Origin of the sequence: Kribbella qitaiheensis, from assembly GCF_042657745.1 — a bacterium.
Classification (GTDB): Bacteria; Actinomycetota; Actinomycetes; order Propionibacteriales; family Kribbellaceae; genus Kribbella; species Kribbella qitaiheensis.
Genome location: NZ_JBHSKE010000067.1, coordinates 37,745 through 52,420 on the forward strand (window position 1 = coordinate 37,745; position 14,676 = coordinate 52,420).

At 68.9% G+C, this 14,676-nt stretch carries 16 protein-coding genes; 4 read left to right on the forward strand and 12 right to left on the reverse strand.

Translation table 11 applies throughout. The features are described from left to right. Positions 1-241 precede the first annotated feature (241 nt). Positions 242-2,386, reverse strand: coding sequence for a 3-hydroxyacyl-CoA dehydrogenase NAD-binding domain-containing protein (locus ACFPJ1_RS37305; RefSeq protein WP_380111024.1), 2,145 nt, complete (start codon positions 2,384-2,386; stop codon positions 242-244). Beyond that, complete coding sequence (locus ACFPJ1_RS37310) at positions 2,383-3,609, reverse strand: acetyl-CoA C-acetyltransferase (protein WP_380111025.1); 1,227 nt, start codon at positions 3,607-3,609, stop codon at positions 2,383-2,385. Before ACFPJ1_RS37310 ends, ACFPJ1_RS37305 begins: the two co-directional genes overlap by 4 nt. 103 nt (positions 3,610-3,712) lie before the next feature. On the opposite strand from ACFPJ1_RS37310, the gene ACFPJ1_RS37315 reads away from it, so the two are divergent. Next, complete coding sequence (locus ACFPJ1_RS37315; protein ID WP_380111026.1) at positions 3,713-4,480, forward strand: MerR family transcriptional regulator; 768 nt, start codon at positions 3,713-3,715, stop codon at positions 4,478-4,480. Between the two features lie 49 nt (positions 4,481-4,529). Here ACFPJ1_RS37315 and ACFPJ1_RS37320 read toward each other — a convergent pair whose 3' ends face one another. From ACFPJ1_RS37320 to ACFPJ1_RS37365, 10 genes are all read right to left on the reverse strand, one after another. Further along, complete coding sequence (locus ACFPJ1_RS37320; protein WP_132300301.1) at positions 4,530-4,808, reverse strand: DUF6510 family protein; 279 nt, start codon at positions 4,806-4,808, stop codon at positions 4,530-4,532. Beyond that, entirely contained in the window at positions 4,805-5,560 is a 756-nt protein-coding gene (locus ACFPJ1_RS37325) for a ferredoxin reductase (RefSeq protein WP_380111027.1), read from the reverse strand. Before ACFPJ1_RS37325 ends, ACFPJ1_RS37320 begins: the two co-directional genes overlap by 4 nt. Then, the gene (locus ACFPJ1_RS37330) at positions 5,530-6,126 is read right to left on the reverse strand and encodes a molybdopterin-dependent oxidoreductase (protein WP_380111028.1); all 597 of its coding nucleotides are present in this window, start codon (positions 6,124-6,126) and stop codon (positions 5,530-5,532) included. Before ACFPJ1_RS37330 ends, ACFPJ1_RS37325 begins: the two co-directional genes overlap by 31 nt. 77 nt (positions 6,127-6,203) lie before the next feature. Further along, positions 6,204-7,346, reverse strand: coding sequence for an acyl-CoA dehydrogenase family protein (locus ACFPJ1_RS37335; protein ID WP_380111029.1), 1,143 nt, complete (start codon positions 7,344-7,346; stop codon positions 6,204-6,206). 25 nt (positions 7,347-7,371) lie between these two features. Next, positions 7,372-8,496: a CaiB/BaiF CoA transferase family protein gene (locus ACFPJ1_RS37340; protein ID WP_380111030.1), complete on the reverse strand. Its 1,125-nt coding sequence runs from the start codon at positions 8,494-8,496 to the stop codon at positions 7,372-7,374. A 34-nt stretch (positions 8,497-8,530) separates the two neighbouring features. Beyond that, on the reverse strand, positions 8,531-8,938 hold the full coding sequence (locus ACFPJ1_RS37345; protein WP_380111031.1) for a hypothetical protein: 408 nt from the start codon (positions 8,936-8,938) through the stop codon (positions 8,531-8,533). Further along, positions 8,935-9,684, reverse strand: a complete 750-nt coding sequence (locus ACFPJ1_RS37350; RefSeq protein WP_380111032.1) for an SDR family oxidoreductase — start codon at positions 9,682-9,684, stop codon at positions 8,935-8,937. Before ACFPJ1_RS37350 ends, ACFPJ1_RS37345 begins: the two co-directional genes overlap by 4 nt. Before the next feature lie 18 nt (positions 9,685-9,702). Next, positions 9,703-10,629, reverse strand: a complete 927-nt coding sequence (locus ACFPJ1_RS37355; RefSeq protein ID WP_380111033.1) for an RNA polymerase sigma-70 factor — start codon at positions 10,627-10,629, stop codon at positions 9,703-9,705. Between the two features lie 41 nt (positions 10,630-10,670). Next, a complete protein-coding gene (locus tag ACFPJ1_RS37360) occupies positions 10,671-11,240 on the reverse strand; it encodes a DinB family protein (protein ID WP_380111034.1) in 570 nt (189 codons plus the stop codon). A gap of 33 nt (positions 11,241-11,273) precedes the next feature. After that, positions 11,274-12,758 (reverse strand): cobyric acid synthase, encoded by a 1,485-nt coding sequence (locus tag ACFPJ1_RS37365; protein WP_380111035.1) that lies wholly within the window; start codon positions 12,756-12,758, stop codon positions 11,274-11,276. 109 nt (positions 12,759-12,867) lie between these two features. Here ACFPJ1_RS37365 and ACFPJ1_RS37370 point away from each other — a divergent pair, with 109 nt between their 5' ends. The 3 genes from ACFPJ1_RS37370 (at position 12,868) to ACFPJ1_RS37380 (ending at position 14,655) form a co-directional block, all read left to right on the forward strand. Beyond that, a complete protein-coding gene (locus ACFPJ1_RS37370; protein WP_380111036.1) occupies positions 12,868-13,170 on the forward strand; it encodes a GNAT family N-acetyltransferase in 303 nt (100 codons plus the stop codon). Further along, positions 13,167-13,700: a YbaK/EbsC family protein gene (locus ACFPJ1_RS37375; RefSeq protein ID WP_380111037.1), complete on the forward strand. Its 534-nt coding sequence runs from the start codon at positions 13,167-13,169 to the stop codon at positions 13,698-13,700. The genes ACFPJ1_RS37370 and ACFPJ1_RS37375 overlap by 4 nt, the downstream gene beginning before the upstream one ends. A gap of 130 nt (positions 13,701-13,830) precedes the next feature. Continuing rightward, positions 13,831-14,655: a helix-turn-helix domain-containing protein gene (locus ACFPJ1_RS37380; protein WP_380111097.1), complete on the forward strand. Its 825-nt coding sequence runs from the start codon at positions 13,831-13,833 to the stop codon at positions 14,653-14,655. Positions 14,656-14,676 lie beyond the last annotated feature (21 nt).

Sequence of the window (14,676 nt, forward strand, 5' to 3'; positions counted from 1 at the left end):
CAAACATCGCAACAGGGCTGGGCAGGTGACAGTTCGGGTACGGCGGCTAACTGAGCGCAGGATTTCCAACGATTGATCGTCAGGTGAATCGTTGGAGATTGCCTTGACGATGGCCGAAAAGCCCTCCCGGCGCAAGAGCACATCACCAAGGCGCCGCGCGACTTTCTCGTCGCGCGGCGCCTGGAGACACGAAGCGTCACAATTCAACGTGAACGATCACCGCAGGTGATCGCGAGCAGGATCAGGCGAACGTCTCCCCGGCCTCGGCCTTGCGGACCAGCAACGCCGGCGGTTCGAAACGCGCGCCGTAGGTCTTGGCCAGTTCGCGACTCCGTGCGACGAAGCCGGCCGGTCCGCCGGAGTACGCGTTGATGTACTGCAGTGCGCCACCGTGCAGCGGCGGGAAGCCGATGCCGAAGATCGAGCCGATGTTGGCGTCGGCGACAGACCGCAGCACGCCCTCGTCGAGACACTTCACCGTCTCGAGCGACATCGCGAACGCCATCCGCTCCTGCAGGTCGATCACCGGTACGTCGACGTCATCCTTGACGAAGTGCTCCCACAACCCCGGCCACAGGTGCTTCGGCCCGTCAGCCGGGTACTCGTAGAAGCCGGCACCGGCCGCCTTGCCCTTCCGGTCGAACTCCGTCACCAGCCGGTCGGCCACTGCCATCCCGGGGTGCTCGTCGAAGGCGCCCGCGCTGTCCCCGGCCGCCCGGGCCGCGTCGCGGATCTTCATCGGCAGCGTCAGGGTGACCTCGTCCAGCATCGCCAGTGGCGGCGCCGGGAAACCCAGCTGGGTCGCGGCCCGCTCGATCGTGACCGGATTGACGCCCTCGGCAACCATCGCGGCGCCTTCCATCACCAGCGTGCCGAACACCCGCGAGGTGAAGAAGCCGCGGCTGTCGTTCACCACGATCGGCGTCTTCTTGATCTGCCGGACCACGTCGTAGGCCCTGGCCAGCGCCCGGTCGGAGGTCTTCTCCCCCACGATCAGCTCGACCAGCGGCATCCGGTCCACCGGCGAGAAGAAGTGCATCCCGATGAAGTCGTCCGGCCGGTCGATCCCGTCGGCCAGCGAGGTGATCGGCAGCGTGGACGTGTTCGAGCACAGCAGCGCGTCCGGCTCCACCACAGCGGCGATCTCGGCGAAGACCTTCTGCTTCAGCTCCTCGCTCTCGAACACCGCCTCGATCACCAGGTCGCACCCGGCCAGCTCGTTCGGATCCGCCGTCGGCGTGATCAGGCTGAGGAATGCCTCGGCCTTCTGCGGCGTACTGCGGCCCTTCTGCACCTGCTTGGCGAGCAGCTTCTCGGAGTACGTCTTGCCCTTCTCGGCGGCCTCCAGGGAGACGTCCTTCAGGACCACCTCGATACCGGCCTTCGCGCAGACGTAGGCGATCCCGGCGCCCATCATCCCCGCACCGAGCACACCCACCTTGCGAGCCTGGTACTTCGGGACGTCGGCCGGGCGGGATGCCCCGGCGTTGATCGCCTGGAGCTCGAAGAAGAACGCGTTGATCATGTTCTTCGCGATCTGCCCGGTGGCGAGGGAGACGAAGTACCGGGACTCGATCCGGCTCGCGGTGGCGAAGTCCACCTGGCTGCCCTCGACGGCGGCGCTCATGATCGCCTTCGGGGCCGGGTAGGGAGCGCCCTTCAGTTGCTTGCGGAGGTTCGCCGGGAAGGCGGGGAGGAACGCGGCCAGCTTGGGCGAGGCCGGAGTACCGCCTGGGATCTTGTAGCCGTCGCGGTCCCACGGCTGCTTCGCGTCACCATCGTACGAATCGATCCAGCGGTAGGCGGCGTCGAGCAGTTCACCGGCCGGGACGACCTCGTCCACGATGCCGACGGACTTGGCGTGGGCGGGCTTCATCCGCTGGCCCTGGAGGAGCACCTTCATCAGGGCGTCCTGGAGGCCGAGCAGGCGCACCGTGCGGGTGATGCCGCCACCGCCGGGCAGCAGGCCGAGCGTCACCTCGGGGACGCCGATCTCGATTCGGTTGTCGTCGGCAACGATCCGGTGGTGGCAGGCGAGCGCGATCTCCAGGCCGCCGCCGAGGGCCGCGCCGTTGATCGCGGCGACGACCGGGACGCCGAGCGTCTCCAGCACCCGGAGCTGGCGCTTGACCTCCTCGATCGTCTCGAAGACCTCGGCCGCGTTCTCCGGCTGGATCTGAGACAGCATCTGCAGATTCCCACCTGCGAAGAAGGTCTGCTTGGCGCTGGTGATCACCACACCCTTCAGCTCCGCCTTCTCGGCCTGCAGGCGCTCGACCGTCGAGGCCATCGCGGCGATGTAGGTGTCGTTCATCGTGTTCGCCGACGCCGCTGGGTCGTTCATCGTCAGGGTGACGACGCCGTCGTTGTTGGACCAGTCGATCATGCGGCAAGCCTCTCGATGATGGTTGCGACGCCCATGCCGCCGCCGACGCACAGGGTGGCCAGACCGTACCGGAGCTCACGGCGCTCCAGCTCGTCCAGCAGGGTTCCGATCAGCATGGCGCCGGTCGCGCCGAGCGGGTGGCCGAGCGCTATCGCGCCGCCGTTGACATTGACCTTCTCGTGCGGGACGCCGAGGTCGTTCATGAAGTGCAGCACGGCCGCCGCAAAGGCCTCGTTCATCTCGAACAGGTCGATGTCGGAGACCTCGAGCCCCGCCTTGGCCAGCGCCTTGCGCGCGGCCGGCGCGGGACCGGTCAGCATGATCGTCGGATCGGTGCCACTGACCGCCGCGGCGACCACCCGGCCGCGAGGAGCCTGGCCGAGCGCCTCGCCGGCCTTCTCGTTGCCGATCGCAACCAGCGCTGCGCCGTCCACGATGCCGGACGAGTTGCCCGCGTGGTGGACGTGGTTGATCCGCTCGACCGTCACGTACTTCTCCAGGGCGACCGAGTCGAACCCGCCGTGCTCGCCGATCGCCGCGAACGACACCGGCAGACCGGCGAGGGTCTCGACGGTCGTCCCGGGCCGGACCAGTTGGTCGTGGTCGAGGATCTGCAGCCCGTTCCGGTCGAGCACTGGCACCACCGAGCGGGCGAAGTACCCGTTGGCCCAGGCCTTGGCGGCGCGGGCGTGCGACTCGGCGGCGTACGCGTCGACGTCGGTGCGGGACAAGCCGTCGATGGTCGCGATCAGGTCGGCGCTGATGCCCTGCGGGATGAAGTTGGTCTGGATCGCGGTCTCCGGGTCCATCGCCCAGGCGCCACCGTCGGAGGCCATCGGCACCCGCGACATCGACTCGACGCCACCGGCCAGGATGAAGTCCTCCCAGCCCGAGCGGATCCGCTGCGCCGCCTGGTTCACCGCCTCCAGGCCAGACGCGCAGAACCGGTTGAGCTGGACGCCGCCGGTCGTCTCGGGATACCCCGCCGCCAGCACCGCGGTGCGGGCGATGTCCATGCCCTGGTCGCCGATCGGGGTGACCACGCCGAGCACCAGGTCGTCGATCACGGTCGGGTCGAGCTCGGGGTGCCGGGCGCGGAGCTCGGTCAGCAGGCCGGTGATCAGCTGGATCGGCTTCACCTCGTGCAGGGCGCCGGCCGCCTTGCCCTTGCCACGGGGAGTCCGGATCGCGTCGTACAGGAAGGCTTCACTGGGTGCGGTCATGGGGGTCCCGTCGTCTGCCGCGAGTGCCGTGATGGCTCTGACCAACCGATTGTGACAGTTCTGGTGTCACGATGGTCAAGTGGGGCCCACTATGATCTGCGCCATGCCTTTGTCGCCAGTGCCCGCCGATGCCGAACCGACCGGTGCCGACGAGGCAATGCTGACCGTCGACGAACTGTCCGCCCGGGTCGGGATGACCGTGCGCACGCTGCGCTTCTACGCCGGCCGGGGCCTGATCCCCCCGCCTGTACGCCGCGGGCGCGTCGGGTACTACGGACCCGAGCACATCGCGCGGCTCGACCTCGTCCGCGAGCTCCAGGCGCACGGGTTCACCCTGTCCGCGATCGAGGGCTACCTGGACCGCATCCCGGTCGACGCCACCCCGCAGGACATCGCGCTGCACCGCACGCTGCTGACCCCGTGGATGCGGGACCTGCCGGAGACGCTCGATCGCGCCGCGCTGGTCCGGCGTACCGGGCGGGACCTGACCGACGACGACATCGAGATGCTCGTCGCGCTCGGCGTGGTCGAGCCGACGCCGGACGAGGACGTCTTCCAGGTCGCCACGGCGCACCTCAGCCTCGGGGTGGAACTGCTCGACCTCGATCTGCCGGTAGAGGCGGTGCTCGACGCCGGGCGCATCTTCACCGAGCACGGCCGGGCCCTGGCCGAGGAGCTCACCGAGGTGTTCCGCACCAAGGTCTGGCCGCACTACCGCGACTCCGGCGGTCCTCCCGAGCACATCCAGCAACTCGTCGAACGCTTCAAGCCCGTCACCATCCAGGGCCTGGTCCTCGCCTACGAACGCGCCGTCGGCGAGACCCAGCGCGACACCATCCGCCGCTCCCGCACCAAACCCCCACGCCGCTGAACCGCGGTCCGACCCGACCAGGTCCGGGCGGGTCAGACCGGTTCCGTGGTCAGGTGGTCGGGGTGCGGATGCGGAGGTAAGTGAGGCCCCGGAAGTCGAGGTAGGTGGAGTCGGGGGTGGAGACGACGCGGACCATGACGTCGTCGCACCTGCGGCAACGAGCCACCATGCCGGGCGCATCTACGTACAATCGCGCCTCTGCGAAAGCCCCGCGGTCGCCGCAGCCGGCGCACTGCCCGGTCGCCGCGGTGATGTCGACCGCGAACACCTCGCGCATCGCACCCGCCGCCGCATTGCCATCCAAGTATGTGGGTTCGTCCGCTGTCATCGCGGTCCTCCTGTGGGTCCGAAGCGTTCGGTTCTCACCCGGGCCGGGTCGTGGCCCGCGGCGACGAGCAGGTCGGCCACCGTCTCGACGAACGGTGTCGGCCCGCAGACGTAGGTGGTCGGTTGGTCCTCCGGCTGGAAGGCGACCGACTTGAGCAGCTTCGCGTCGATCCGCCTGGGCTTCCGCGACTCCCCCGGCGGCGCCTCGCGGGTGTAGGCGAAGGTGACCGCCACGTCCTCGGACATCGCGACGTCCTTGAGGTCGCTCACGTAGATCACCGAGGCCGGCCGACGCACGGAGTACAGCAACCGCGCCGGCGCGGTGCTGCCGCCGGCCGAGTGCGCACGCAGCATCGCCATCAGCGGTACGACGCCCGAACCGCCGCCGATCAGCTGGACCGGACCGGGCTGCTCGGGCTTCCAGACGAACCAGCCGCCGACGGGGCCGCGGATCTCGAGCGGATCGCCGACCTTGAGCACGTCGACGAGGTACGGCGAGACCTCACCGTCGGGCACCTGCTCCACGGTCAACTCGATCCCCGCGCCGGTCCAGGCGGAGGCGATCGAGTACGACCGGGAAGCCTTGTACCCGTCGGGGGCGGTCAGCCGGACGTCGAGATGCTGCCCGGCGAGGTGCCCCGGCCAGTCCGGTACGTCGAGGGCGATGGTCCGGGCGGTCTCCGTCTCCTCCCGGACCTCGGTGACGGTGCCGACCTGCCAGGTCAGTCGCCGGCGTATCGCTGTTCTTTCCATGGGTCTCCGTACTCGTGGTAGCCGGCCGTCTCCCAGAAGCCCAGGTCCTCGGTGTCGGAGAGCACCAGGCCGCGCACCCATTTGGCGCTCTTCCAGAGGTAAAGGTGGGGAACCAGCAGCCGGGCCGGACCGCCGTGCTCCGGGTGCAGCGGCTCGCCGTCGTACTCGTAGGCGACCCAGGCCCGGCCGTCCAGCAGGTCCTCGAGCGGCACGTTCGTCGTGTAGCCGCCGTAGCTGTGCGCCATCACGTAGTCGGCGCCGGTCTCGACGTCGGCCAGCAGGGTGTCGAGGGAGACGCCCCGCCAGTCCGTGCCGAGCTTGGACCACCGGGTCACGCAGTGCAGGTCCTTGGTGATCTCTTCACTCGGCAACGCCGTGAAGGCGGACCAGTCCCAGCGGGTGACCTCGCCCGTCTCCGTGGTGACGGTGAACTCCCAGTGCTCCGGGAGGATGTGCGGGGTCGGACCGGCCGACAGGACCGGGAAATCGTGAGTCAGGTACTGCCCGGGCGGCAAGTCCGCACCACCCCGGCGACGGCCGGTGAATCCCGGCGACACAATGTCCATCAGAGGACCTCCCTCAAACCTGGAACCACTCCCCGAAGTCAACCACGAACCCCCGGGATCATGGACCGGCAGGGGCCTCAGATTCCCATCGTGCGGCCGATGATTTCCTTCATGATCTCGGTGGTGCCGCCGTAGATGGTCTGGATGCGGGTGTCGAGGTAGGCCTTCGCGATCGGGTACTCGGTCATGAAGCCGTAGCCGCCGTGCAGTTGCAGGCAGCGGTCGACGACCTTCTTCTGCAGCTCGGTGGTCCACCACTTGGCCATCGCGGCGTCGGAAACGGTCAGGGCGCCGGCGTTGAGCTCCTCGATGCACCGGTCGACGAAGACCCGGGCGATCTGGGTCTCGGTGGCCAGCTCGGCGAGCACGAACCGGCTGTTCTGGAACGACCCGATCGGCCGCCCGAACGCCTTCCGGTCCTTCACGTATTGGAGGGTCATCTCGATCATGCCCTCGCAGGCGGCGGCCGCCACCACCGCGATGGTGAGCCGCTCCTGCGGGAGTTTCTCCATCAGGTAGATGAAGCCCTTGCCCTCCTCGCCGAGCAGGTTCGCGGCGGGCACCCGGACGTTGTCGAAGAACAGCTCCGCGGTGTCCTGCGCCTTCAGGCCGATCTTGTCGAGGTTGCGGCCACGCTCGAAGCCCTCCATCCCCCGCTCGACCATGAGCAGCGAGATGCCCTGGTACCCGGCGGACGGGTCGGTCTTCGCGACCACCACGACGAGGTCGGCCAGGATGCCGTTCGAGATGAAAGTCTTCTGGCCGTTCAGGATGTAGTCGTCGCCGTCCCGGATGGCGGTCGTCTGGATGCCTTGCAGGTCGCTGCCGGCGCCGGGCTCGGTCATCGCGATCGCGGTGATCGTCTCGCCCGTACAGAACTTCGGCAGCCACCGCGCCTTCTGCTCCTCCGACGCGTAGTCGAGCAGGTACCCCGAGACGACGTCGGCGTGGATCGTGAAGCCGGGACCACTCGCGCGTGCCTTGGTGACCTCCTCGATCACGACCGTGTTGAACCGGAAGTCCCGCGCACCGCCACCGCCGTACTGCTCCGGCACCATGAAGCCGAGCAGGCCCGCGTCGCCGGCCGCGGTCCACAGCTCCCGCGGCACGATGCCGGCCTCCTCCCAGCTGTCGTGGTGCGGCACGATCTCCTTCTCGCAGAACGCGCGCGCGGTCTCGCGGAAGGCATCGTGATCGGCATCGAAGAGGTGACGTTCCACGGGCGGTCTCCTGGGTCTGAGAGGGTCAGTCGGCCTGTACTGCGGTGCCGGAGCGGAGGAGTTCGTCCACGTCGGCCACACCCCAGTCGGTCAGGGCAGCGCGGGTGTGCTGCCCGGGCCGGGCCGGGGGTTCGGACAGCTCCGAGGGCGTGCGCGAGAAGCGGGGAGCGGGCGCGGCCTGCCGTACGCCGTCCTTCTCGACGAAGGTGCCTCGGGCGGCAAGGTGCGGATGCTCGCCGGCCAGCGGCAGAACAGGTGACACGCAGGCGTCCGAGCCGTCGAACACCTCGGTCCACTCTGCCTGCGTGCGCTGGGCGAAGGTCTCGGTCAGCACCTTGCGGAGCTCCGGCCAGCTCGCCAGGTCGTACCGGTCCGGCACGGTGATCCTGAGCAACCTGATCAACTCGTCGTAGAACTGCGGCTCCAACGCACCGACCGCCATGTACTGCGCGTCGGCCGTTTCGTACACGTCGTAGAAAGGCGCACCGGTGTCGAGCAGGTTCGTCCCGCGCTCCTGCTTCCAACTCCCACCCGCCAGCGCGCCGAGCAACATCGTGGTGAGGTGCGCCGAGCCGTCCACGATCGCGGCGTCGACGACCTGCCCCTGTCCACTCCCCCGTGCTTCGACCAGCGCGGCGAGCACGCCGACTACGAGGTACAGGGAGCCCCCGGCGAAGTCGCCGAGCAGGTTCGCCGGCACCTGCGGTGGTCCACCTGCCCGGCCGATCAGGTGCAGCGCACCCGACAGCGCGAGGTAGTCGATGTCGTGTCCGGCCGCCTGAGCGAGCGGACCGTCCTGGCCCCAGCCGGTCATCCGCCCGTAGACGAGCTTCGGGTTGACCTCGTGGCACGCCTCGGGCCCCAGGCCGAGCCGCTCGGCGACCCCGGGCCGGAAGCCCTCGACCAGCACGTCAGCGCCCGCGACGAGCTGGAGCACCGCGTCGACCGCAGCCGGATTCTTCAAGTCCATCGCGACGTTGCGCCGGCCGCGGTTCACCAGTTCGAGCTCGGGTGGACCCATCGCGAGCCCACCGCCCGGCCGCTCGATCCGCAGTACCTCCGCGCCGAGCTCGGCCAGCAGCATGCAGGCGAACGGCGCCGGCCCGATCCCCGCCAGCTCGACGACCTTCACCCCATCCAATGGCCCCATGCGAGCCATTGTGACAGTACGACTGTCACAGTCGTCAAGTCACCGTCCGCCGCGGCAGTGTCCTGGCCGCCACCACCACCAACGTGGCAGGCAACAGCACTGACAGCACCACGACGACGAACAGCCCGGCCGACAACGCCGGCGAATCGCCCTCCAGATGCTCCGCATGGAAGATCGCGTGCGGGAAGGAGAAGGCCAGGTAGGACAGCAAGGCGACGATCACCAGGCGGCGCTCCAGCCAGATCGCCGCGGCGATCATCACAACCGCCAGGCCGAGCGTGGCACCACCGAAATCCCGGAACAGATGCTCGCTGTACGGCGGGGTCCAGTCGACCGTCGGCACGTCGTTGTAGAAGCTCGCCGGGAACAGCAAGGTCCACACCCCGAGCACCACCTGGATCGCGGCAAGCACGACCAGGCCCGCCCTCACCAGGCCGTTCACGCGGACACCCCGAAACGGTCAGCCAGGAAGTCAGCGAAGGTCCGCCGCCCATAGCCGGTCCCCGACGCGCAGGCGGCACCACCGGCATACGCGCGGAACGCCTTCCCAGGCAGCCGCAGGGGAACCACCGGCCGACGCGATCCCTTGGCCTGCTTCCAGGCGCGGGCCAGAGCCGGGAGGTTGGTCTGCTCGGGGCCGCCGATGTCGGGGAGTCGGCCGGCGGGCGAACCACCGGCGATCTCGGTCAGCCGTACGGCGACGTCCTCGACCGCGATCGGCTGAATCTTCACTGCCGGCGCTAGCAGCACCGGCAGGAATCTCTGCGCGCCGAGCACCTCATCCACCAGATTGTGGAACTGGGTGGCGCGCAGGAGCGAGTACGGGACCTTCGACTCGGTCATGAGCCGCTCGATCTCCAGCTTGTCGCGGTAGTACGGCATCGGGATCTGGTCGATCCCGACGATCGAGATCAGCACCAGATGGCCGATCCCAGCGGCACCGACGACTACGAGCAACCGCTGCATGTGGGCTATGTCTTTGTGACTCCGGCTGGTAGCCAGATGCACGACAGTGTCCACACCGTAGACGGCCTCCTGGAGGCCTACGCCGGTGGACAGATCCCCGGTCAGCAGACCAGGCCCGCGCTGACGGCTCAGCACCCGTACTTCGTGGCCGGCTCGGCGGAGGCGTTCGACGGTCGGGCGGCCGACGGTACCTGTTCCCCCGGTGACGAGGATGGTTCGCATGGAATGGTGTCCTTTCGCTCACCAGCCCAGACTCGACAGCCCTCCGATTCGTGACAACTGCCGCTCGGTGAAGCCCAGCTTGTCCGGATTCATCGCCAGATCCAGCACCACGAGCCGGTCCTGGTCGTCGAACCGGAGGAAGCAAACCGCGCGCACCCCGTCAGGGCCGACGGCAACCACCGCGGGCTCGCCGTTGACCTCGGCGAATCCCGGCACGACGCCGGCGCCGAACTTCTCCAGGACACCGATCAGGTAGCGAGCCACCTTCTGCCGGCCGATCACCGGGTTGCGGGCCGCAACGACCTTGCCGCCACCGTCCGCCCGAGACACGACGTCCTCGGCCAGCAACGCCTCCAGGCCGGCAACGTCGCCGAGCTGCGCCGCCGCGACAAACCGTTCCACCAGTAGCCGCCATCGGCCCGGATCGACCCGCCGCGGCGGCGTCTCGGCCGCGAGTCGCTTGCGCGCCCTTGAGTGGAGCTGCCGCGCGTTCGCCTCCGTAGTACCGATGAGCTCGGCGACCTCGCGGTGGCTGTAGCCGAACGCCTCGCGCAGCACGTACGCCGCACGCTCGGCCGGGCTGAGACGTTCGAGCAGCATCAGCAGGGCCATCGACACCGACTCGCGCTCGGCCACCACCTCGAGCGGGCCCAGGTCGTCCAGCCGTGGATCGGTGAGAACCGGCTCGGGCAGCCACTCGCCGACGTAGGTCTCACGACGAGCGCGGGCGGTCGTCAGCCGAGTCAGGCAAAGGTTTGTGACCGTCTTCGCCAGGTAGGCGGCCGGGTCGTCCACGCGGGACCGGTCGGTGGCCTGCCAGCGGAGCCAGACGTCCTGCAGCACTTCCTCGGCATCGGTGGCCGTGCCGAGGATCCGGTAAGCGATGCCGAACATCCGGCCTCGCTGCTGCTGGAACACCTCCAGCCCGTCCACGTCGACTGACACCACGCCATGATCTCAGCACCCGCGGGGCAGCCGGCGGAAGGTCAGTCGCGGAATGTCTCCGCGGCCTGTTGCACCTTCGCCGAGTAGGCCTGCCAGCCCTCCTCGTCGAGCAAGTCCGCATCGGAGCCGCCCTGGCCGTCGATCAGTTCACGGACGACGTCCGCGTGGCCGGCATGGTGAGCGGTCTCGTCGACCATGCGGATCAGCAGCACGCCCAAGGTGGTCTTGCGCCCGCCCTCCGGCCAGTGCGCCACCTCGCCCGGTGTGTCCAGATCGAGCTCGGAGATCGTCTGGTCCGCGAAGGCGCAGGCCCGTTGGTACAGGCCGGTCAGGTAGTCGCTGCTCTCCGACGGCAGCGCCCACATGTCCGCGCCGTCCCAGATCGACCCGTCCTCGACCCAGGCCAGCTTCTCTCCGGGCGCTCGGCCGAAGCACTCGCCCAGGTAGGTGTACTCCAGGCCGGACAGGTGCTTCACCAGGCCGAGCAGGTTCGTCCCGGACGGCACCAGCGGTCGACGACGGTCGTACTCACTCAGGCCGTCGAGCTTCGCCAGCATCACCGCGCGGGACTCCCGGAGTTTGCTGTGCAGTTCTGCCTTGATGTCCGTCATCCGAAGAGCCTCCCAGTCGAGTTCTCGGCGACGCTAGTCGACGCTGCGGACAGTTTCCGTCGGTGCACCGGGCGGGATGAACGGGACTCCCGCAGGAGCGCCACCTTCGATCAGCGCCAGCAGAGCGGCCGTGTCCAGATGCTCATCGATGGCGTCCGCGAGCCGGTCCAGCCGGGATTCGCGCAGCGCGGCGAACGACACGGACCCGTCCGGCGCGGCCTTGCCCGTCAGCCCGGCCACCTCGGTCAGGAAGGCCCGCCGAGCCTCGTCATCGTCGAGCAACCCGTGCCAGATCGTCCCCCAGACCACCCCGGACCGGCACCCACCAGGGAACTCGCCGGCCTCCCCGGTCACCGTCACCACCCCGTGATGGATCTCGTACGCCGTCGGCGCCGGGCGGGCCAGCACCTTCTCCGCGGCGAAGTCCGTTGCCACTGGCAACAGCCCGAGGCCGCGGTGGTCGCCGCCACCCTCGACACCCAGCGGATCCGAGATCGACTCGCCGAGCAACTGATAGCCACCGCAGATCCCCAGCACAGGCTGTCCTGCCGCGACCCGACCAGCCACGGCATCCGCAAGACCGGTGGATCGTAACCAGGCCAGGTCCGCGGTCGTCGCGCGCGATCCGGGGAGCACCACCAGATCGGCATCGCGGACCTCGGCCGGGCTCGCGCTGAAGAACACACTCGTGGTCGGCTCGACAGCGAGCGCGTCCAGATCCGTGAAGTTGCTGATCCGCGGGAATCGCACCACCGCGATCGTGAGCACCTCTCCCTCACTGGAGGACGCGCGACGAGCCGGTACATCGAGGGCGTCCTCAGAATCCAGCCAGAGGTCCGGAAGCCACGGGATCACCCCATAGGTGGGACGACCGGTCACGGCCTGGAGCATGTCGATCCCGGGCTGGAGCAACGACACGTCCCCGCGGAACTTGTTCACCACGAACCCGCTGATCAACCGCTGGTCCGCCGCGTCGAGCAGAGCCACCGTGCCGAACATCGACGCGAAGACCCCGCCCCGGTCGATGTCCCCGACCACCACGACCGGCGCCTGGGCGTGCTGGGCGAGCCCCATGTTCACGTAGTCGGCCCGCCGCAGGTTGATCTCCGTCGGACTCCCCGCGCCCTCACTGATCACCACGTCGTACCGGCTCGCCAGGTCGTCGTACGCGGCGAAGGCCGCCTTGGCCAGCTCGGCCCGCTCGGTCAGGAATCCCCGGGCGGTCAGCTCACCCCAGGGCTCCCCCATCAGTACTACGTGACTGCGACGGTCGCTGCCCGGCTTCAGCAGGACCGGGTTCATCGCGGCCTCGGGTTCCACGCCGGCGGCGACGGCCTGGATCCACTGGGCTCGGCCGATCTCGGCGCCGTCGGCACAGACCATCGAGTTGTTCGACATGTTCTGCGCCTTGAACGGAGCCACCCGGACGCCTTGCCGGGCCAGCCACCGGCACAGGGCGGTCACGACGGTCGTCTTCCCCGCATCGGACGTCGTACCGGCGACCAGAAGTGAACCCACGGCGAGATCTTAGGGTGCCCTGGAAGCGGGTCGAGGAGGCGGGCGGCCCCCAACCCTCTGTCACCCGGACGGGCGAAGCGCCTCGCCGGAGGTAGATAGAGTGGCTGGCATGGAGAACGAGATCACCATTGCGGACGCACCGGACAGCAGCCGGTACGAGGCCCGCGATGCCGACGGCAACCTGATGGGCTTCGCCGACTACAAACTGAGCAGCTCGGTGATCGCCTTCCTGCACGCGGAGACGCTGCCGGACTACCGCGGCCGCGGCGTGGCGGGCAAGATCGCGGTGAAGTCGCTCGAGGACGCCCGGGACGCCGGCCTGCGGGTCAAGCCGCTGTGCCCCTTCTACGAGCAGTTCCTCAAGGAGCACACCGAGTACGCCGACCTCGTCGGCGCCCCGGACGCGAAGTGACCGCGCCGGTGCTCGGCAGCCTCGCGTGGAAACCGGCCGCCGAGGTGCCCGACCTGCTGGCCGAGCCGGTCCGCGCCACGCTGGGCGACATCCCCGCCTACGCGGCCGCGATCGACCCCACGCTGGCTGACACCGCCGCCTTCTGCGCGGAGTACGACGTGCCGATGGCGGCGTCGGCGAACTGCGTGATCGTGCACGGCAAGCGCGCCGGCGAGTCGACGTACGCCGCGGTGATGGTGCTCGCCACCCATCGCGCGGACGTGAACGGCGTGATCCGCAAGCACCTGGGCGTCCGGAAGATCTCCTTCGCGGCGCAGGACGACGCGGTGGGTTCGACCGGCATGGAGTACGGCGGGATCACCCCGATCGGGTTGCCCACCGACTGGCCGGTGCTCGTCGACGAGGCCGTCGCGCAGGCCGGTCCGGTTGTCATCGGCAGCGGGATCCGCGGCTCCAAGTTGCTCGTCGAGGGCGCCGAGCTGGCCAAACTGCCGACCGCCACGGTGCTCGCGCTGGCCTCCGCGAGCTGAAGTTCCGGATAGCATCAGAACGCTCTCATTGTGCTGGCCCGGCTTGCGGCTGACCGGGCATGACCTACGGGGACGTGATGACCGCGTGACGGTGGCTGGTGGCGAGGGTGGGCCGACCGCGCTGCGGATCATGCTCGGCGGGCACCTGCGCCGGATGCGTGAGGCGGCGAAGATCAGCCGTGCCGACGCCGGCTGGCAGATCCGCGCCTCCGAGTCCAAGGTGAGCCGGATGGAGCTCGGCCGGGTCGGCTTCAAGGAACGCGACGTCAGCGACCTGCTCGACCTGTACGAGCTGAAGGACCCCGAGGAACGCGAGCGGCTGATGGATCTGGCCCGCGCCGCGAACAACCCCGGCTGGTGGTCGCGGTACGGCGATGTGATGCCGAGCTGGTTCTCGAACTACGTCGGGCTCGAGGTGGCCGCCAAGCTGATCCGGACCTACGAGGTGCTCTTCGTGCCCGGCCTGCTGCAGACCGAGGATTACGCCCGCGCCGTCGTCCAGCTCGGCAAGGCGTACCTGCCCGCCGAGGAGATCGAGCAGCGGGTGTCGCTCCGGGTGACCCGCCAGCAGATCCTCACCCGGCACGACCCGGCGAAGCTCTGGGTGGTCATCGACGAGGCAGTCCTGCACCGGCCGGTGGGTGGACGCGCGACGATGCGCGAGCAGATCGAGTACCTGATGAAGATGGCGAAGCTGCCGAACATCACCCTGCAGGTGATGCCGTTCAGCAGCATCGGTTACCCGGGCGCCGGTGGCGCCTTCAGCATCCTGCGGTTCCCGGAAGGCGATCTGCCGGACGTGGTCTACATCGAGCACGCCGCGAGCGCGCTGTACCTGGACAAGCTCGAGGACCTGGACGAGTACACCGCGATCATGGAGGCGCTGACGATCTCGGCGGCGCCTGTTACCGCCACCCAGCCGATGCTCGCCGAGGCGCTCGAACGAATGTCCTGAAACAGCTCAGCCCCCGCGAAG

Coding starts and splice junctions, on each gene's coding strand:
- ACFPJ1_RS37305 (WP_380111024.1), bottom strand. CDS start 2,386: ATGATCGACTGGTCCAACAACGACGGCGTCGTCACCCTGACGATGAAC.
- ACFPJ1_RS37370 (WP_380111036.1), top strand. CDS start 12,868: ATGGAGAACGAGATCACCATTGCGGACGCACCGGACAGCAGCCGGTAC.
- ACFPJ1_RS37360 (WP_380111034.1), bottom strand. CDS start 11,240: ATGACGGACATCAAGGCAGAACTGCACAGCAAACTCCGGGAGTCCCGC.
- ACFPJ1_RS37380 (WP_380111097.1), top strand. CDS start 13,831: ATGCTCGGCGGGCACCTGCGCCGGATGCGTGAGGCGGCGAAGATCAGC.
- ACFPJ1_RS37310 (WP_380111025.1), bottom strand. CDS start 3,609: ATGACCGCACCCAGTGAAGCCTTCCTGTACGACGCGATCCGGACTCCC.
- ACFPJ1_RS37330 (WP_380111028.1), bottom strand. CDS start 6,126: ATGGACATTGTGTCGCCGGGATTCACCGGCCGTCGCCGGGGTGGTGCG.
- ACFPJ1_RS37315 (WP_380111026.1), top strand. CDS start 3,713: ATGCCTTTGTCGCCAGTGCCCGCCGATGCCGAACCGACCGGTGCCGAC.
- ACFPJ1_RS37320 (WP_132300301.1), bottom strand. CDS start 4,808: ATGACAGCGGACGAACCCACATACTTGGATGGCAATGCGGCGGCGGGT.
- ACFPJ1_RS37340 (WP_380111030.1), bottom strand. CDS start 8,496: ATGGGGCCATTGGATGGGGTGAAGGTCGTCGAGCTGGCGGGGATCGGG.
- ACFPJ1_RS37350 (WP_380111032.1), bottom strand. CDS start 9,684: ATGCGAACCATCCTCGTCACCGGGGGAACAGGTACCGTCGGCCGCCCG.
- ACFPJ1_RS37325 (WP_380111027.1), bottom strand. CDS start 5,560: ATGGAAAGAACAGCGATACGCCGGCGACTGACCTGGCAGGTCGGCACC.